Source organism: Streptomyces sp. NPDC101166 (assembly GCF_044768125.1).
GTDB lineage: Bacteria > Actinomycetota > Actinomycetes > Streptomycetales > Streptomycetaceae > Streptomyces.
In genome coordinates, this window is the sequence record NZ_JBIWPF010000022.1 from 33,855 (window position 1) to 53,179 (window position 19,325).

At 71.7% G+C, this 19,325-nt stretch carries 12 protein-coding genes; 11 read left to right on the forward strand and 1 reads right to left on the reverse strand.

Annotated features, from left to right (window positions below; all coding sequences use genetic code 11):
- Positions 1–4 precede the first annotated feature (4 nt).
- The 4 genes from mreD (at position 5) to ACIRS4_RS30415 (ending at position 6,318) form a co-directional block, all read left to right on the forward strand.
- Positions 5–676: a rod shape-determining protein MreD gene (gene mreD / locus ACIRS4_RS30400; RefSeq protein WP_404202112.1), complete on the forward strand. Its 672-nt coding sequence runs from the start codon at positions 5–7 to the stop codon at positions 674–676.
- A 151-nt stretch (positions 677–827) separates the two neighbouring features.
- Entirely contained in the window at positions 828–3,095 is a 2,268-nt protein-coding gene (gene mrdA / locus ACIRS4_RS30405) for a penicillin-binding protein 2 (protein ID WP_404202114.1), read from the forward strand.
- A complete protein-coding gene (gene rodA / locus ACIRS4_RS30410; protein WP_404202116.1) occupies positions 3,092–4,291 on the forward strand; it encodes a rod shape-determining protein RodA in 1,200 nt (399 codons plus the stop codon). The genes mrdA and rodA overlap by 4 nt, the downstream gene beginning before the upstream one ends.
- A 77-nt stretch (positions 4,292–4,368) precedes the next feature.
- Positions 4,369–6,318, forward strand: coding sequence for a TIGR03960 family B12-binding radical SAM protein (locus ACIRS4_RS30415; protein WP_404202118.1), 1,950 nt, complete (start codon positions 4,369–4,371; stop codon positions 6,316–6,318).
- Positions 6,319–6,399: 81 nt separating this feature from the next.
- Here the strand turns inward: ACIRS4_RS30415 and ACIRS4_RS30420 are convergent, their stop codons facing one another.
- Entirely contained in the window at positions 6,400–7,515 is a 1,116-nt protein-coding gene (locus tag ACIRS4_RS30420) for a hypothetical protein (protein ID WP_404202120.1), read from the reverse strand.
- A 197-nt stretch (positions 7,516–7,712) separates the two neighbouring features.
- Between ACIRS4_RS30420 and ACIRS4_RS30425 the strand changes: the two genes are divergently transcribed.
- The 7 genes from ACIRS4_RS30425 to ACIRS4_RS30455 form a co-directional block, all read left to right on the forward strand.
- Positions 7,713–8,645 carry a hypothetical protein gene (locus ACIRS4_RS30425; RefSeq protein WP_404202122.1) on the forward strand — a complete coding sequence of 311 codons (933 nt, stop codon included), beginning with the start codon at positions 7,713–7,715 and terminating at the stop codon, positions 8,643–8,645.
- 48 nt (positions 8,646–8,693) lie between these two features.
- A complete protein-coding gene (locus tag ACIRS4_RS30430) occupies positions 8,694–9,458 on the forward strand; it encodes a TIGR03936 family radical SAM-associated protein (RefSeq protein ID WP_404202124.1) in 765 nt (254 codons plus the stop codon).
- 277 nt (positions 9,459–9,735) lie between these two features.
- Positions 9,736–14,049: a ribonuclease E/G gene (locus ACIRS4_RS30435; RefSeq protein ID WP_404202126.1), complete on the forward strand. Its 4,314-nt coding sequence runs from the start codon at positions 9,736–9,738 to the stop codon at positions 14,047–14,049.
- 281 nt (positions 14,050–14,330) lie between these two features.
- Positions 14,331–14,651, forward strand: a complete 321-nt coding sequence (gene rplU, locus ACIRS4_RS30440; RefSeq protein WP_004931419.1) for a 50S ribosomal protein L21 — start codon at positions 14,331–14,333, stop codon at positions 14,649–14,651.
- Positions 14,652–14,665: 14 nt separating this feature from the next.
- Positions 14,666–14,920, forward strand: coding sequence for a 50S ribosomal protein L27 (rpmA, locus tag ACIRS4_RS30445; RefSeq protein WP_130436790.1), 255 nt, complete (start codon positions 14,666–14,668; stop codon positions 14,918–14,920).
- 108 nt (positions 14,921–15,028) lie between these two features.
- Positions 15,029–16,465 carry a GTPase ObgE gene (obgE, locus tag ACIRS4_RS30450; RefSeq protein ID WP_404202128.1) on the forward strand — a complete coding sequence of 479 codons (1,437 nt, stop codon included), beginning with the start codon at positions 15,029–15,031 and terminating at the stop codon, positions 16,463–16,465.
- A 1,577-nt stretch (positions 16,466–18,042) separates the two neighbouring features.
- Positions 18,043–19,325 (forward strand): trypsin-like serine protease (locus ACIRS4_RS30455; RefSeq protein WP_404202130.1); only part of this gene is annotated, 1,283 nt, incomplete at its 3' end.

The window sequence follows — 19,325 nt, forward strand, 5'->3', positions numbered from 1 at the left end:
ACGAATGCGCGTCAACCGGATCCTGCTCTCCGTGCCCCTGGTGATCGTCGCCCTGGTGGTCCAGGTGAGCGTCCTCGCCCGCCTCCATCTCCCGGGCGCCGTGCCCGACCTGCTGCTGCTGACCGTGCTGGGCCTCGCCCTGGTCTACGGCCATGTCGGCGGCGCCCTCATCGGCTTCGGCGCCGGACTGCTCGCCGACCTCGCGCCGCCGGCCGACCACGCCGCCGGGCGCTACGCCCTGGTGCTGTGCGTGATCGGCTATCTCGCCGGGCTCGTCAAACCGGAGAACGGCCAGGTCAAGTCGGCCACCGGACCGATGGTGGTGGTCGTGGCCGCCGCAGTCGGCTCCACCCTGCTGTACGCGGGCGTCGGCGCCCTCGTCGGCGACACCGCGGCCCGAGGCGTCGGCCTGACCGGCCTGCTGTTCACGGCGGCCCTGTACGACCTGCTGCTCGCCCCGTTCGTGGTGCCGGGCGTGATGTTCCTGGCCCGGCGCGCGGAGAACGACCCGCTCGCCGAGACCACCTCCGGCGGCAAGGCCGCCGACATCTCCTCCGGCTGGCTCTCCTCCGGGACGGGCCTGAGGGTGGGCGGACAGCGCGGCGGACTGCGGATGAAGGCGGCCCGGGCCCGGGTGGCGCGGGCCGGGCGCATCAAGGGGGTCAAGCGGCTGTGAGCGGCGGCGAGTTCACCCGGACGGGGGACCGCCCCGGCGGAACGGGGCGGAGCGGGCCGGACGTTCATCATTCGTACGCGGCGGCATCCGCACAGAGAGACGCACGACAGACAGACGCACGTCAGCGCACTGAGAGGGGGAGGCAGCCGCAGTGACCAACATTCCCGAGACCGGGCGGACCCCACGGGTCCAGATCCGGCTCGTCGTGATCCAGATCCTCGTCCTCTCCCTGCTCGGCACCCTCGGCGGCAGACTGTGGTACCTCCAGATCCGGGAGGGCGCCGCCTACGCCAAGGAGGCCTCCGGCAACCACGTCCAGCAGGTCGTCGAGCCCGCCGTGCGCGGCTCCATCCTGGACGCGCGGGGCGTGCCCCTCGCCGACAACGAGACCCGCCTCGTCGTCTCCGCCTCCCGTACCGACCTGCTGAAGCAGAAGGACGACGGCAAGGCCGTCCTGACCAAGCTCGCGGGCGTCCTCGGCATGAGCGCCGACGAGGTCACGCAGAAGGTCCGGCTGTGCGACGCGCAGACGCCCCAGCCCTGCTGGAACGGCTCGCCGTACCAGCCGATCCCCATCACCGACGAGGCCACGCCCAAGCAGGCCCTGCAGATCCGCGAGCGCGCCGAGGACTTCCCCGGCATCACCGCCGAGCCGGAGGCCGTGCGCCGCTACCCGGCCCCCGGGGCCGCCAACACCGCCCAGGTCCTCGGCTACCTCTCCCCGGTCACCGACGAGGAGATCACCAAGGCCCAGGACACCGACTCGCCCTTCCTGCGCTCCGACCAGGTGGGCCGCAGCGGCCTGGAGCGCGAGTACGACAGGGAACTGCGCGGCAAGGCCGGCGTCACCCGCTACGAGGTCGACAACCTCGGCCGGGTCATCGGCCAGGCCGAGGCCGACGCGGCGCAGCCCGGCTCCAACCTCGTCACCAGCGTCGACGCCCGGGTGCAGCGGGTCGCCGAGTACGAGCTCAACGAGGCGATGAAGGCCGCCCGCAAGGAGTGGGACCGCAACACCAACGAGCGCTACAAGGCCGACTCCGGCGCGGTCGTGGTGATGGAGGCCAAGACCGGCCGCATCGTCGCCATGGCGTCCAACCCGACCTACGACCCGAACGCCTGGGTGGGCGGCATCTCCGCCAAGGACTACAAGCGGCTCACCGGCAAGTCCTCGAACTACCCGCTGCTCAACCGGGCCATACAGGGTCAGGCAGCCCCCGGCTCGGTGTTCAAGGTGGTCTCCACGGCCGCCGCGGTCCAGGCCGGCTACCCCTTCGACGGCCGCTACAACTGCTCCAGCTCGTACTCCGTCGGCGGCCAGGTCTTCAAGAACTTCGAGTCCCAGAACCACGGCCCGATCAGCCTCGGCCGTGCGCTGGAGGTCTCCTGCGACACCGTCTACTACGGGCTCGCGCACCGCGAGTGGCAGAAGGACGGGGGCATCAACCCCAAGAAGAAGCCCAAGGACTTCTTCTACAAGACGGCTCACCAGTTCGGTCTCGGCGCGGAGACCGGCATCGACCTGCCCAACGAGGTCAGCGGCCGTGTCCCCGACCGCGAGTGGAAGCAGGCGTACTGGGACGCCAACAAGAGCGCCTGGTGCAAGACGGGGAAGAAGGACGGCAGTTACGTCGAGAAGATCGCGTACGAGAACTGCCTCGAAGGCAACAAGATGCGCGCCGGTGACGAGATCAACTACTCCATCGGCCAGGGCGACACCCTGGTGACGCCCCTTCAGATGGCCACCATCTACGCGGCCATCTCCAACGGGGGCACGCTGTACGACCCGACGGTCGGCAAGGCAGTCATCAGCGCGGACGGCAAGAGCGTGCAGGAGATCAAGCCGAAGTCGCACGGCAAGCTGCCCGTCAGCAGGCAGACGCTGGCGCAGATGGACGACGCCCTCGCCGGCGTCGCCACCCGCGGCACCGCCGCCTGGCGCTTCGGCGGCTGGCCGCAGGACAAGATCCAGATGCACGCCAAGACGGGCACCGCCGAGGTCTACGGCAAGCAGACGACGTCGTGGTTCGCCACGTACACCAAGGACTACGCGATCGTGATGACGATCTCCCAGGGCGGCACGGGCTCCGGAGCCTCCGGCCCGGCCGTGCGCAACATATACGACGCGTTGTACGGCATCTCCGACGACGGCACGATCACCCCGAAGAACGCGCTGCTGCCCACCCCCCAGAAGGTCCTGCCGACGATCAAGACGGATGGCACCATCGCGTCCCCGAAGATCACCAAGGACCCGGCGAAGGAGCAGCAGGCCTTCCAGAAGGCCCCCGAGGAGGGCGCCGCGGCGGCCGGCGGTTCGCAGCCGGCCGCGACGGTGGCCTCGCCCGAGGCCAACCGCGACACCCGGCGGCGACGACGGCGCGGTCCGCGCGGTCGGGGAAGCCGGAGGGTGAGCTCATGACCGGCGCGAACGGGTTCTCCGTCTCCGGGTACGGGCCGCAGCGGGCCGGCTGGACGCGGCTGCTGGCCCGCGACTCGGTCGCCCGGCGTCTGGACTGGCCGATCCTGCTGTCGGCCACGGCCCTGTCGCTGATCGGCTCGGTGCTGGTGTACTCGGCGACGCGCAACCGCACCGAGATCAACCAGGGCGACCCGTACTACTTCCTGATCCGGCATGTGATGAACACCGGGATCGGACTGGCCCTGATGGCCGGGACGGTCTGGCTCGGCCACCGCGCCCTGCGCAACGCGGTGCCGGTCCTCTACGGGCTGTCGGTGCTGCTGATCCTGATGGTGCTCACCCCGCTGGGCTCCACGGTCAACGGCGCGCACTCCTGGATCGTGCTGGGCGGCGGATTCTCGCTCCAGCCCTCGGAGTTCGTGAAGATCACGATCATCCTGGGCATGGCGATGCTGCTGGCGGCCCGGGTCGACGCGGGCGACAAGCCCCACCCCGACCATCGCACGGTGCTTCAGGCGCTGGGCCTCGCCGCGGTGCCGATGATGATCGTGATGCTCATGCCCGACCTCGGCTCGGTCATGGTCATGGTGATCATCGTGCTGGGGGTGCTGCTGGCCTCGGGCGCCTCCAACCGCTGGGTCCTCGGCCTGATCACCGCGGGCGCGGCCGGCGCGATCGCCGTCTGGCAGCTGCACATCCTCGACGAGTACCAGATCGCCCGCTTCGCGGCCTTCGCCAACCCCAGCCTCGACCCGGCGGGCGTCGGCTACAACACCAACCAGGCCCGGATCGCGATCGGTTCGGGCGGACTGACCGGAGCGGGGCTGTTCCAGGGCTCGCAGACGACGGGTCAGTTCGTCCCCGAGCAGCAGACGGACTTCGTGTTCACGGTCGCCGGCGAGGAGCTCGGCTTCGTCGGCGGCGGCCTGATCATCGTCCTGCTCGGCGTCGTCCTGTGGCGCGCCTGCCGCATCGCCCGTGAGACGACCGAGCTGTACGGCACGATCGTCGCCGCCGGCATCGTCGCCTGGTTCGCCTTCCAGGCCTTCGAGAACATCGGCATGACGCTGGGCATCATGCCGGTCACCGGCCTTCCGCTGCCGTTCGTGTCGTACGGCGGATCGTCGATGTTCGCGGTGTGGGTGGCGGTGGGACTGCTGCAGTCGATCAGAGTGCAGCGGCCCATGTCGGCGTGATTCCCGGGCGGTCCGAGGGCCACCGGGGGCGCGTTACGCTAGATGGTCACCCCTGCCAGCTCAAGAAGGTTCGAGAGATGCCTGTCGCATCGGTCTTCCCGCAGCTCGAAGCTCTGCTCCCGCATGTGCAGAAGCCGATCCAGTACGTGGGCGGCGAGCTGAACTCCACCGTCAAGCCCTGGGACGACTGTGACGTCCGCTGGGCGCTGATGTACCCGGACGCGTACGAGGTCGGTCTGCCCAACCAGGGCGTCATGATCCTCTACGAGGTCCTCAACGAGCGGGAGGGCGTCCTCGCCGAGCGCACGTACAGCGTGTGGCCGGACCTCGAGGAGCTGATGCGCCAGCACGGCGTCCCGCAGTTCACCGTGGACAGCCACCGCCCGGTGAAGGCCTTCGACGTGTTCGGCCTGTCCTTCTCCACGGAGCTGGGCTACACGAACATGCTCACCGCCCTCGACCTCGCGGGCATCCCGCTGGAGTCGAAGGACCGCACGATCGACGACCCGATCGTCCTCGCGGGAGGCCACGCGGCCTTCAACCCCGAGCCGATCGCTGACTTCATCGACGCGGCGGTCATCGGCGACGGCGAGCAGGCCGTGCTCGACATGACGGAGATCATCCGCGCGTGGAAGGCGGAGGGCCGTCCCGGCGGCCGCGAGGAGGTCCTGCTGCGCCTGGCCAAGACCGGCGCGGTGTACATCCCGGCGTTCTACGACGTGGAGTACCTGCCCGACGGCAGGATCGGCCGTGTGGTCCCCAACCGCTCGGGCGTGCCGTGGCGTGTGTCGAAGCACACGGTCATGGACCTCGACGAGTGGCCCTACCCCAAGCAGCCGCTGGTCCCGCTGGCCGAGACGGTCCACGAGCGGATGTCGGTGGAGATCTTCCGCGGCTGCACCCGCGGCTGCCGCTTCTGCCAGGCCGGCATGATCACCCGCCCGGTCCGCGAGCGGTCGATCACCGGCATCGGCGAGATGGTCGACAAGGGCCTGAAGGCGACCGGTTTCGAGGAGGTCGGCCTGCTGTCGCTCTCCTCCGCCGACCACAGCGAGATCGGCGAGGTCGCCAAGGGCCTCGCGGACCGCTACGAGGAGGACAAGATCGGCTTGTCCCTCCCGTCGACCCGTGTGGACGCCTTCAACGTCGACCTGGCGAACGAGCTGACGAGGAACGGCCGCCGCTCCGGTCTCACCTTCGCCCCCGAGGGCGGCTCCGAGCGCATGCGCAAGGTCATCAACAAGATGGTCTCGGAGGAGGACCTGATCCGCACGGTCGCCACCGCCTACGGCAACGGCTGGCGGCAGGTGAAGCTGTACTTCATGTGCGGTCTGCCGACGGAGACCGACGACGACGTCCTCCAGATCGCCGACATGGCGATGAACGTCATCCAGAAGGGCCGCGAGGTCTCCCGCTCCAACGACATCCGCTGCACGGTGTCGATCGGCGGGTTCGTGCCCAAGCCGCACACGCCGTTCCAGTGGGCGCCGCAGCTGTCCGCCGAGGAGACCGACGCCCGGCTGGAGAAGCTCCGCGACAAGATCCGCGGCGACAAGAAGTACGGCCGTTCGATCGGCTTCCGCTACCACGACGGCAAGCCCGGCATCGTCGAGGGCCTGCTGTCCCGGGGCGACCGCCGTATCGGCGCCGTCATCCGCGCCGTCTACGAGGACGGCGGCCGCTTCGACGGCTGGCGCGAGCACTTCTCCTACGACCGCTGGATGAGCTGCGCGGACAAGGCGCTGGCGGAGTTCGGCGTCGACGTGGACTGGTACACCACCCGGGAACGCGGCTACGAGGAGGTCCTGCCCTGGGACCACCTGGACTCCGGCCTCGACAAGGACTGGCTCTGGGAGGACTGGCAGGACGCCCTCGACGAGACGGAGGTCGAGGACTGCCGCTGGACGCCGTGCTTCGACTGCGGCGTGTGCCCGGCGATGGGCACCGAGATCCAGGTCGGGCCGACCGGGAAGAAGCTGCTGCCGCTCTCGGTGAAGCAGCCCGCGGGCAGCGGGCACAGCCACTGAGCGCGCGCCGCCTGACGCGGTGAGGGGCGTTCGAGGGGTCGGAGACCCTTCGGACGCCCCTTTCGCGTGGCGGCGCGGGCGTCAGGACGCCGGGGTGGTCCCGCTGTTCAGGGCGCCCTTCCTCGGACGCAGTGACACTTCCGCCCACACCTGGTCGGTGCAGTCGAGGATGGACGCGTCGCTGTCGTTGATCTCCCTGGTGCAGGTGATCTCGTAGACGCGTCCGGTGGTGGTGAGGACGTCGAAGGCGACGGTGTCCGTCTCCGCGAGCCCCGACACCGCGGCCGCGCAGGGAAGGCCGGCGCCCTTGCCTCCGGCGGGGTAGCCCTCGTTGCCGGTGAGGTCGGTCCACAGCATGGGGCGGTCGCCGTCGCCCGCGATGTCACGGACGCCCGCGTAGTAGCGTCCGCCGGTCAGCACGCTGCGGTACTCGACGCCGGCCTCGGCCCGCAGGGCGTCGATGTCGGAGCACGGGACGCGGGCGCCGCCCGGTGCGGCCGGGCTCGGCCGCCCGTGCCCGTATTCGCCCTTGGGGTCCTTGCACTCCTTGTCGCCGCGCCCGCTCCGCGACCCGGCGTCCCCCGGCTTGTGGAAGGCGGGCTTGGCGGGGCCGGGCTTGGTCCGGCCGGGCTTGTGCGCGGCGGGCTTGGCAGGTCCCGGCTTGGTCTGACCGGGCCGGTGGGAGACGGGCTGCGTGGCGCCCGGCTTCTGCGCGGCGGGCTTCGCGGGGCCGGGCTTGGTCTGGTGGGGCTTGTGTCCGGCCGGTCCGGCGACGCCGGGCTTCTGCGGGGAGGGCTTCTGGGCGGCGGGCTTCGCGGGGCCGGGCTTGGTCTGGTGGGGCCTGTGTCCGGCCGGTCCGGCGACGCCGGGCTTCTGAGTGCCGGGCTTGTGCTGGGCGGGCTTGTGCGCGGCGGGCTTCGCCGGGCCCGGCTTGGTCTGGTGCGGCTTGTGGGGGGACGGCTTGGCCGGGCCGGGCTTCTCGTGGGCCGGCCTCGGGGCGGTCACCTCGCAGGCGTCGGCCGGGGTGACCGCCGTCGCGGTCGCGGGGCCCGCCGGGGCCCACGCCGTCGCGGCGGCGGGGCCGGCCGCGCCCGCAGCCAGCAGCAGCGCGAGGGTGGCGGCCAGGCCCGCCGTCCGGAACCCGGCGCGGACCGACGGCCCGAGACATGAGGGCGGTGTCCTGAGGACAGGACTCATCTCTGTGCTCCTTGCTCTCCCGGTTCGGGCGATTCCCCTGAACCCGAGTGCGAGCGTGACGGGAACACGTGGGGCAGGGGCGTGTACGGGGGCGGAACGCGCCGACAATCGACGTATCGGGCTAACGCCGTGGACGTCGGGCGAATCCGGACGGGCGACAGCGGATCCGGACGGGCGGCCACGGCGTCTACCTGGGCATGGACCTCCAGAAGAAGCCGCCGGCCCAGCCCGCCCGGCCGGACCCCGAGGGGTGTCTCGTCGTCGCGCTCCGGCTGCCCGTGCGAATCGTCGCGTTCGTGCTCGTCGTGCCGGTGCGGATGGCCTGGGACGCGCTCGTCGGGGCCGGCCGCCTGCTGCGCGACGCGGTGCTGCGGCCTTGCGGCCGGGCCCTGCTGTGGCTGGGCGAGGTCCTCGTCGTCCTGCCGCTCGGCCTGCTGTGGCGGTACGGCGTCGTCCCCGTCGCCCGAGCCCTCGCCTGGCTCGTTCGCGTCCTGGTGGTCGTGCCGCTGGTGTGGCTCTGTGCACACGTGCTGGTCCCGGTGGCCCGGGCCCTCGCCTGGCTCGCGCACGGTCTGATCGTGGTCCCGGCCCGCTGGCTGTTCGAGTGGATCCTCGCCCCCGTCGGGCGGGCGATCGGCTGGGTCCTGTACTGGGCCGGGCGGATCCTGCTCGTGCTGCCCGTGCTCTTCCTCCACCGCTGGGTCCTCGCCCCCGTGGGCCGGGTCCTCCTCGTCGTCGGCCGGGAGATCCGGGACGCCCTCGGGCACGCCTGGCGGATCGCGGGACATGTGTCGCTCGCCGTGGGGCGGTTCCTCGGCGCCCTCCTGCGGTGGACCTTCGTGGAGCCCGCGCGCTGGGTGTACCGCACGGTGCTGACGCCCGTCGGGCACGTCGTCCGCGACGCGGTGCTGCGCCCGGCAACCCGGGCCGCCCGCGCGGTCGGCCGCACGGCGCGGCAGGCGCTGAGCGCCGTCCGAGAGTCCGCCCGGCAGGCCCGCGCCGACATCCGCCGGCTGCTCCTCGGGGAGCCCCGTGACCCGCGTGTGCGCGAGGCCGTCGGCCGACGGGAACCTTCGGCTCTCGGGGCACGTACTCTTGGTAGCAGTACGACCGCTCTCACGAAGGACTGAACGACACTGGGCAAGCGACAGCCCGAAGGCCCGCCGCCCGCACCCGCGGTGCAGCGCATCCGACTGCGCTACACCAAGCGCGGCCGCCTCCGGTTCACCAGCCACCGTGACTTCCAGCGCGCCTTCGAGCGCGCGTTGCGCCGTGCCGAGGTGCCGATGGCGTACTCGGCGGGGTTCACGCCGCACCCGAAGGTGTCGTACGCCAATGCCGCACCCACCGGCACGGGCAGTGAGGCGGAGTACCTGGAGATCGCGCTCACCGAGGCGCGAGACCCGCAGAAGCTGCGTGAGCTGCTCGACGAGTCGATGCCCGACGGGCTGGACATCGTCGAGGCGGTCGAGGCCCGCACCTCCGGCCTCGCCGACCGGCTCACGGCCTCCGTGTGGGAACTGCGCCTGGACGGCGTGGACCCCGCGGACGCCGACCGCGCGGTGGCCGCCTTCAACACGGCCGACACCGTGGAGGTCCAGCGCCGCACCAAGAACGGCGTCCGCACCTTCGACGCCCGCTCCGCCGTGGTCCGGCTGGAAACGCACCTTCCACAGGCTGATAGGCCTATCGACCAGCCCTGTGCGATACTGCGGCTGGTTGTTCGGCACGTGACGCCTGCCGTACGACCCGACGACGTCCTGTCCGGTCTTCGCGCCGTGGCCGACCTGGCGCCGCCGGTCCCCGCAGCGGTGACCAGGCTGGCGCAGGGGCTGTTCGATGAAGAGACCGGCGCGGTGACCGACCCGCTCGCGCCCGACCGCGAGGCAGCCGGGGCCCGTTCAACGGCCGATGCGACTGCCGCCGCGAAGGCGCCGGCGTAAGGAAGGTTCCGCACAGGGACGGACGTCGTAGCGCCGCCCTCGTACTCGGGAGCCACCTGGGTCGGGCAGCGCACCGACCAGAAGACTTTCGCCAGGCCGTAGGCAAATCGGCGTACGGAACCGGCGAGACAGGACACAGAGAGCTCCCGTGCGGCGGCCGCGCCCCGGGCGGCGGCACCGCGCACAGCGCGAGCCGCGGACGTCAACGGCGACCGATCCCCTGTGATCGGCACCGGACCAGCGCGGCGCCCGGGAGCCTGACGGGAGACACACCCGCATGCTCGAGCCGACCGAACCCACCCAGGGTTCCGAAGAACACAACAACACCCCCAGCGACACCCTGCCGCCGCGTCGTCGGCGCCGTGCCGCCTCCCGCCCCGCCGGTCCGCCGGTGGGCGCCTCCGCCGACGCCCCGGCCGAGACCGTCGAACCGGCCGTGCCGGCCGTCGCGTCCGCCGACCTGGCGGACGACGTCGACGAGGAGAAGGCCGACGAGACGGTGGAGACCGTCGAGGCCGCCGGGACCGACGCGACACAAGAGGCCGCGGAGGCGGTCGAGGCCGCGCCCGTGCGTCCGCGTCGTCGTGCGACCCGGCGTGCCTCCGCGCCCGCCGGTGCTCAGGACGCGGCGCAGGCCGTGGTGACCGCCGAGACCATCGCGCCCGCCGAGGCGGCAGCGCCCGTCGCGGAGACCACCGCACAGGAGACCGCCGTGACGGAAGACGCCACCCCGCCCCGCCCCCGTCGTCGCGCGACGCGGCGCGTGGCCACTCCCGCCACCGCCCCCGAGGCGACGGAGACCGCGCCCGCGAGCGGCGCCGACGAGGCGACCGCCGACACCGCCGGGGAGTCCGCCGCCGAGGCCGCGCCCGCCCCCCGCACCCGTCGTCGTGCGACCCGCCGGGCCTCCGCGCCCGTCGGAGCGCCGCAGGAGGCGGAGGCCGCCGCGCCGGTCGAGGCCCCCCAGGCCGTCGAGACCCCGGCAGAGGCCCCCGCGGTGGAGACCCCCGCCGAGCAGGCCCCCGCCGAAGAGGCCGCCCCGCGTCGTACGCGTCGTCGTGCCACGCGCCAGGCGTCCGCGCCGGCCGAGGAGCAGAGCGCGACCACCGCGACCACCGAGACCCCTGAGGCAGAGGCGCCCGCCGCGCCCGCCGCCGCCGAGAAGCGGCAGGCGCCCGCCGCGCAGGCCGCCGAGGCGCCCGCCCCCCAGGCCGACGAGGACGCCGCTCCCCGCCGGCCGAGGCGCCGGGCGGTCCGCAAGGCCGCCGGCGGCTTCTCCGAGCCCGCGCGTCCGGCCGGCGACGAGGGCGACGGGCCGCGTCGTCCCGCCCGCCCCGCCGTCGCCGTGTTCCAGGCGCCCGTCTTCACCGAGCCCCGCTTCCAGACCCCGGAGCGCGCGGCCGCCGAAGCCGCGGCCGCCGAGGCGGAGCCCGTCGCGCCCGCGCAGGCCGTCGCGCCCGTGCAGTCCGCGCAGCCTGCGCCGACCGCCGGGACCGAGGAGCCGTCGGAGGAGCAGACCGGGGCGCGCCGCCGCCGTCGCCGCCGGGGAGCCGGTCAGGGCGACGAGGCCGCCGAGACCACGCGTCAGAGCGCCCCGAGCCCCCAGGCCGCCGAGGCCGCCGAGACCGTCAAGCCGTCCACCGAGGACGAGACGGTGCCGGAGGAGCCCGAGTACGCCGACGAGGCGGCCGAGGCCGCGGACGGCGCCGAGGGCATCGACGAGGCAGCTGAGGGCGATGACGACGGCGACGAGGGCGGCTCGCGTCGCCGTCGCCGCCGGGGCGGCCGTCGTCGCCGTCGTGGCGACGCCTCGGACGGCGAGTCCGGGGACGCCGACTCCGACGACCTGGCCGCCGAGCACACCGAGCAGGACTCCGAGGACACCTCCGAGCAGGACGAGGACGACGCCGACGAGGGGGACGAGGCCGCCGGCTCCACCGCGGGCAGCCGCCGTCGCCGCCGTCGTCGCCGTCGCGCCGGGGACAGCTCCCCCGACACCGAGCCGGGCGAGGGCGACCCGGAGCGCACCGTCGTCAAGGTCCGTGAGCCGCGCAAGGCCGGCGAGCCGTCCGACGAGGTGCAGTCCATCAAGGGCTCGACCCGCCTGGAGGCGAAGAAGCAGCGCCGCCGGGAAGGCCGCGAGCAGGGCCGTCGTCGTGTCCCGATCATCACCGAGGCGGAGTTCCTCGCCCGCCGCGAGGCCGTCGAGCGTGTGATGGTCGTCCGCCAGCACGGCGACCGCACGCAGATCGGCGTCCTGGAGGACGGCGTGCTCGTCGAGCACTACGTCAACAAGGAGCAGTCGACCTCGTACGTCGGCAACGTCTACCTGGGCAAGGTCCAGAACGTGCTGCCGTCGATGGAGGCCGCCTTCATCGACATCGGCAAGGGCCGCAACGCCGTCCTGTACGCCGGCGAGGTCAACTTCGAGGCGCTGGGCATGGCCAACGGGCCGCGCCGTATCGAGTCCGCCCTGAAGTCGGGCCAGTCGGTGCTCGTCCAGGTCACCAAGGACCCGATCGGGCACAAGGGCGCCCGTCTCACCAGCCAGGTCTCCCTGCCGGGCCGCTACCTCGTGTACGTGCCCGAGGGCTCGATGACCGGCATCAGCCGCAAGCTGCCCGACACCGAGCGGGCCCGGCTGAAGACCATCCTCAAGAAGATCGTCCCCGAGGACGCGGGCGTCATCGTGCGCACCGCCGCCGAGGGCGCGAGCGAGGAGGAGCTGCGCCGCGACGTCGAGCGGCTCCAGGGGCAGTGGGAGGACATCCAGAAGAAGGCCAAGAACGGCGGCGGCTCCAGCGCGCCCACGCTGCTCTACGGCGAGCCGGACATGACCGTCCGGGTCGTGCGCGACATCTTCAACGAGGACTTCACCAAGGTCGTCGTCAGCGGCGACGACGCCTGGTCGACGATCCACGGCTACGTCTCGCACGTCGCGCCGGACCTGGCCGAGCGGCTGTCGAAGTGGACCTCCGAGGTCGACGTCTTCGCCACCTACCGGATCGACGAGCAGCTCGCCAAGGCGCTGGACCGCAAGGTCTGGCTGCCCAGTGGCGGTTCGCTGGTGATCGACCGGACCGAGGCGATGGTCGTCGTCGACGTCAACACCGGCAAGTTCACCGGTCAGGGCGGCAACCTCGAGGAGACGGTCACCAGGAACAACCTGGAGGCGGCCGAGGAGATCGTGCGTCAGCTGCGGCTGCGCGACCTCGGCGGCATCATCGTGATCGACTTCATCGACATGGTGCTGGAGTCCAACCGGGACCTCGTCCTGCGGCGCCTCCTCGAGTGCCTGGGCCGGGACCGTACGAAGCACCAGGTGGCCGAGGTGACCTCGCTGGGGCTCGTGCAGATGACCCGTAAGCGGGTCGGGCAGGGGCTGCTGGAGTCGTTCTCCGAGACCTGCGTCCACTGCAACGGCCGCGGTGTCATCGTGCACCTGGACCAGCCGTCGGCGTCCGGTGGCGGCGGCAAGCGCAAGAAGCGCGGTCGCGGCGGCGACGGACAGGGCCACGAGCACGAGCACGAGACCGTGACCGCGGAGGCCACCGAGGCGGAGGCCCTGCCGGCCGTCGCCGACGTGGAGTCCGAGGCCGAGGTCGCCGCCGAGGTCGCCGAGCCGGTCGCCCTGGAGGCGCCCGACTTCGCGCCCGACGAAGAGCTGTACAGCAGCGTCGCCGAGGCGGAGGCCGCGGCCACGCGCGGTCGCGGTCGGCGTCGGGCGAGCCGTCGGGTGTCCGCTCCGGCGGGCGCTCCGAGGGGCAACGCCAGGCGGACGGCCGCCGCTTCCGAGTCCGGGGAGACGGCCGAGCCGTCCGCCCGCCGGGAGACCGTGCCCACGGCGCAGGACGTCACCGCCGAGCAGGAGGCCGAGCGTCCGGTGCTGCCGGACGAGGCCGCCACGGCGCAGGCCGAGCCGGTCGCCGCGGAGGACCCGGTGGTCGAGGCGGCCGCCGCCGCCCAGGCCCCGGCCGCCGAAGCCCCGGCCGCTGAGGAGGCCGCGCCCAAGGGCCGTACGCGCCGCCGTGCCACCCGTAAGGCGTCCGCGCCGGCCGGGTCGCCCGCCGGGGCGGAGAGCGCCGTGGTGACGGTCGCCGAGACCGCGCCCGCTCAGGCCCCGGCGGAGGAGCCCGAGCCGGCCGCACAGGCCGCTGCCGAGGCCGCCGAGGCCCCGGCGGAGCCGGTGGCCGCCGAGAGCGCCGCTCCGGCCCGTCCGAGGCGTCGTGCCGTCCGCAAGGCCACCGCGTCCACCGCGTCCGAGGAGACGGCCGTCATGGTCGTCCCGTCGGAGGCGACCGGTGCGGAGACCGCCGCTGCCCGGACCGCCGGCGCGGAGACCGCCGAGCCGGTCGCCGAGACGGCGGCGGCCCCGGCCAAGAAGGCGGCCCGCAAGACCGCCAAGAAGGCCACGGCGAAGAAGGCCGCCACCAAGAAGGCGACGGCCACGGCGGAGAAGACCGCCGCGAAGAAGACGGCCGCGAAGAAGACGACGGCCAAGAAGGCGGCAGCCAAGTCGACGGCCAAGAAGACGACGGCGGCGGCGCGGCGCACCGCGCCCTCGGTGTCGGCCACGACCGACGAGGACTGAGCCGACAAGGGCTGAGCCGAGGGGCCGCCGGTGAACACCGAGCGGCCCCTCGGTGTTCACCGGCCCCCGCCCGCCCCGCCCTGCGGGGGCCGGACTCGGCCGGTTTGACCCCTGACCAGCCGCCCCGTAACCTTGACCGTCGGCGTGTCGTGTGGCGCGCCACATCCCCGTAAACCTCTTCCTCCCGGGTGCCTCGGCGGCCGGGAGAGGTCCGTTCGTGGCGTTCCGCCCGGCGGCTGGACTGCGGGGGTGCCGTTCCCGAGCGAGAGAGTGAGATCCGCGTGTACGCCATCGTGCGCAGCGGTGGTCGCCAGCACAAGGTTGCTGTCGGCGACATCGTTGAGGTTGACAAGATTTCCACTGCCAAGGTTGGCGACACGGTCGAGCTCTCGACCCTGCTCGTTGTCGACGGCGACGCTGTGACCAGCGACCCGTGGGTGCTGGCCGGCATCAAGGTCCAGGCCGAGGTCGTGGACCACCACAAGGGCCAGAAGATCGACATTCTGCGCTACAAGAACAAGACCGGCTACCGCCGTCGTCAGGGCCACCGCCAGCAGTACACGGCGATCAAGGTCACTGAGATCCCCGCGGCTGCGAAGTAAGGGACTGAGGAGAGATGGCACACAAGAAGGGCGCATCGTCCACCCGGAACGGTCGCGACTCGAATGCCCAGCGGCTCGGCGTGAAGCGCTTCGGCGGTCAGGTCGTCAACGCGGGTGAGATCCTGGTCCGCCAGCGTGGCACCCACTTCCACCCCGGCGCCGGCGTCGGCCGTGGCGGCGACGACACGCTGTTCGCGCTGCTGCCGGGCGCGGTGGAGTTCGGCACCCACCGCGGCCGCAAGGTCGTGAACATCGTCCCGGTCGGCTGATCGGACGCTTACGCGAGGCGGACCTCACTTCCCGGTCGGGAAGGCGGGTCCGCCTTTCGCGTGTTACCCCCACAACACAGACGTACGTTTCTCTGGAGGCACCGAACCATGACCACCTTCGTGGACCGCGTCGAGCTGCACATCGCCGCGGGTAACGGAGGTCACGGCTGTGCCTCCGTCCACCGGGAGAAGTTCAAGCCGCTCGGCGGCCCGGACGGCGGCAACGGCGGACGCGGCGGTGACGTCGTGCTCACCGTCGACCAGTCCGTGACCACGCTGCTCGACTACCACCACTCCCCGCACCGCAAGGCCACCAACGGCAAGCCCGGCGAGGGCGGCAACCGCTCCGGCAAGGACGGCCAGGACCTGGTCCTGACCGTGCCGGACGGCACCGTCGTCCTGGACAAGGCGGGCAACGTCCTCGCCGACCTCGTCGGCCACGGCACGTCGTACATCGCCGCACAGGGCGGCCGGGGCGGCCTCGGCAACGCCGCTCTCGCCTCCGCCCGGCGCAAGGCCCCCGGCTTCGCGCTGCTCGGCGAGCCGGGCGACCTCCAGGACATCGTCCTGGAGCTGAAGACCGTCGCCGACGTGGCGCTGGTCGGCTACCCGAGCGCCGGCAAGTCGTCGCTGATCTCGGTGCTGTCCGCGGCCAAGCCGAAGATCGCCGACTACCCCTTCACCACCCTCGTGCCCAACCTCGGCGTGGTGACCGCCGGTTCGACCGTCTACACCATCGCCGACGTGCCCGGTCTGATCCCGGGCGCGAGCCAGGGCAGGGGGCTCGGCCTGGAGTTCCTGCGCCATGTGGAGCGCTGCAGCGTCCTCGTGCACGTCCTGGACACCGCCACCCTGGAGTCCGACCGCGACCCCACCTCCGACCTCGACGTCATCGAGGAGGAACTGCGGCAGTACGGCGGGCTCGGCGACCGTCCCCGCATCGTCGTCCTGAACAAGATCGACGTGCCGGACGGCAAGGACCTCGCGGAGATGGTGCGCCCGGACCTCGAGGCGCGCGGCTACCGCGTCTTCGAGGTGTCAGCGGTGGCGCACATGGGCTTGAAGGAGCTGTCCTTCGCCCTCGCCGACCTGGTGGGGCAGGCGCGGGCCGCCAAGCCCCAGGAGGAGGCCACGCGCATCGTCATCCGGCCCAAGGCGGTCGACGACACCGGCTTCACCGTCTCGCAGGAGGAGGACGGCCTGTACCGCGTCCGCGGTGAGAAGCCCGAACGTTGGGTGCGCCAGACCGACTTCAACAACGACGAGGCCGTCGGCTACCTCGCCGACCGGCTCAACCGCCTCGGTGTCGAGGGGGAGTTGATGAAGGCCGGCGCTCGCGCCGGGGACGGCGTGGCCATCGGGCCCGAGGAGAACGCGGTCGTCTTCGACTGGGAGCCGTCCATGACCACCGGCGCGGAGATGCTCGGCCGGCGCGGCGAGGACCACCGCTTCGAGGCCCCCCGCCCCGCCGCCCAGCGCCGCCGCGACCGCCAGGCCGAACGGGACGAGGCCGAGCGGGAGTTCGACGAGTTCGACGCCTTTTAGGGCGTATTGCGAAAGGGGCGTCGCGAAAGGGCGTCGCCCCTCCGAGGGCCTATCCCCCGTCTGGTGTGTGCGATCGCCAGGCGGAGGGGTGCCCTCGTCCTCCCACGGCCCCCTGGAGTGATGCACGCGAGGCGTCATGGCCTCGGCATACGCCGAGATGGTGCACCCTCGCCAATGACGGGGACCCGACGGACCCTCACCTCCGCCGAGCAGCAATCTGGCGCACTGACCCTCGGCGCACACCCTCCCGGATTCGCCATCCGCGTCGGAACTTTGCGAGCTGGTTCGCGCCCGGGGGCCGAAACTGCGGCCCCGGAGGACGGACCTGCGGGGCCGCACGGTGAATATCTCCGCCGACTGCTCCGTATGTACGGCCTTGCTCTTGTGCGCACACGGAAAACGGAAAGTATCGTTCCGGAATTCATTGTTGGTTGCGTCGGCTTGCTGCAGCACCGCGATTCAAGGTCGACGCGTCAGAACGCCGAAATCCTCAATGGCCGATATCGGCCTGTGGGGTGGCCGATTCGAGCCGATCAGTGATCCATGGTGATCGCTTTGCGTGACAGGCGTGCGGTCCTGACGCTCGCGGCTGCTGGTTGCGGCGCGACAGCGGGACTCCTGCGCAGTTCGTGGCGGTGACGGCGGACGAGTTCGCCACCCGGCCCCAGCCCGCCGAGGGGTGGGGCTTTACCTTTTCTTGGCTTTCACCCCGGCAACCATATTTGTTGTGAGTGGGCTCACATCAAAAACGTCGAGGGTGTCTCGGTTTGCCAGTTTCGTCGAGTGGACGCACCTGACCGCCTGGGATTTCATGTGCGTGTTCGAGTGTATTCCGACGCGCAAGCTAGTTCTTGCCCGGTCGGCGGCGGGTGGGGGAACAGCGCTATGGCCAGTCGTGTCTCAAACCCATTCTTGCTTCCCTTTCGGAGTGGAAAGCGAGGAGCTTCATGAAGGTGATGGCCTTAATCAAGGCAACGTCTCGTGGGAGGAGGGACATGGGCACCACGCCGGCCGCACCCGGCGGGTCGGGTGCGGTCATGTCCGTGGCGGGTGAGGCTCCCGGCTTCGCGATGGAGCACTTCGACTACCCGCAGGCCGACAAGATCCCTTGCCGAGAACGAGCGTCGTCCTCAAGCGCGGTGACGGCCACATCACCCTTGCCGACTGCACGAACGCCGGAGATCGGCTGGAGATGCTGACGTCCGGATGGCTGACCCTGGAGGCCGCCTCCGTCTACGCCTTCCGTGGCAACGACCACTCCACCGAGGTGGACATGACGGCCGGGGCCGAGAAGAAGACCTTCGAGACCGGTGGGAACTCGTGGACCTCGGTCGGGCAGGCGGCGGACCCGGGCGGTGCCCGCACACGCTCCTGGAGATCAGGTCCGTCACGTAGCGACGCCGAGGCGCTCGTACCCTCCGCACCGGCTACCCGGGCATGCCCCACCAGGCGAGGCGGCGTTCGACGTCTCTTTGACGTGTCTGCCTCAGGTGTGCCTGCCGTCCGCCGACCCAGCGGCGTCGGCCTCGTCGGCCCGCGATTACAAAGACTGTCGCCCTTCTGAGAAGGATCAAAGAATGAAGCGTTCCCGTCCCCTCCGCGCCCGACAGACAGAAGCCGCGGGGGCAGTGGCCCTGATCGCGGCCTCGCTGCTGGCGACCTCCGTGCCGGCCGGCGCGGTATCGGGTGCCGGCGCGTCCGGCGCCGGTTACGGCTTCACCGCCCGTCTCGACATCGGTGAGGGTGAACGTGCTTGCTCCGGCGCCCTGGTCGACCCGCGCTGGGTCGTCACGGCCGCCTCCTGCTTCTCTGCTGACCTGACGACGGGCGCGCCCCCGGCAGAGGGCAAGCCCGCCAAGAAGACCACCGTCACCATCGGCCGCACCAACCTCACCGAGACCGCGGGCCTCGTCACCGAGGTCACCGAGCTGGTTCCCTTCCAGGGGCGCGACATGGTGCTGGCGCGGCTGGCACAGCCGGCCACCGGCATCACGCCCATTCCCTTCGCCGCCACCCCGCCCACGGTCGGCGAGACGCTCAAGGCTGCCGGTTTCGGCCGCACCAAGAGCGAGTGGTCCCCTGTCGCCCTGCACACTGGCTCCTTCACGGTGGACGCCGCTCAGGATGACCAGGTCGCGATCACCGGCCAGAACGGTGCCGCAGTGTGCGCCGGCGACGCCGGCGGCCCCCTGATCCGGGAGAGGGAGGGCAGGGTGGAACTCGTCGCCGTCAACAGCCGTTCCTGGCAGGGCGGTTGTTGGGGCACGGACAGTTCGGAGACCCGCACGGGCGCACTGTCCGCCCGCATCGACGACACCACGGCTCAGGCGTGGGTCAAGGGGACTCGGGAACGCCTGCGGGAGATCGTCCATGCCGCAGACGTCAACGGCGACGGGCTGAGTGACCTGGTGATCCAGCAGGTGGACGGGGCTCTCATGGTCCGGACCGCGAAGGCGAAGGTCACGGGCACTGCCGGACAGCCCGTGTACCGCTTCAACGCCGGGGCCCGCTGGAGCGTCGGCTGGGGCAATTACACCGGTCAGCCCGGCAAGGGCCGGTTGTACTTCGCTGACATGGACGGTGACGGCAAGGCCGACATGGTCGTCCATGGCGCCGACGGTGCCGTCTCCGTCCGTGGGAACAGGGGTAGTTACTTCGACGGTGGCACTCAGTGGAGCTCCGGCTGGGGCAACTACCTCGGGTGGGAGGGCAAGGGCCGGTTGTACTTCGCTGACATGGACGGTGACGGCAAGGCCGACATGGTTGTCCATGGCGCCGACGGTGCCGTCTCCGTCCGTGGGAACAGGGGTAGTTACTTCGACGGTGGCACTCAGTGGAGCTCCGGCTGGGGCAACTACCT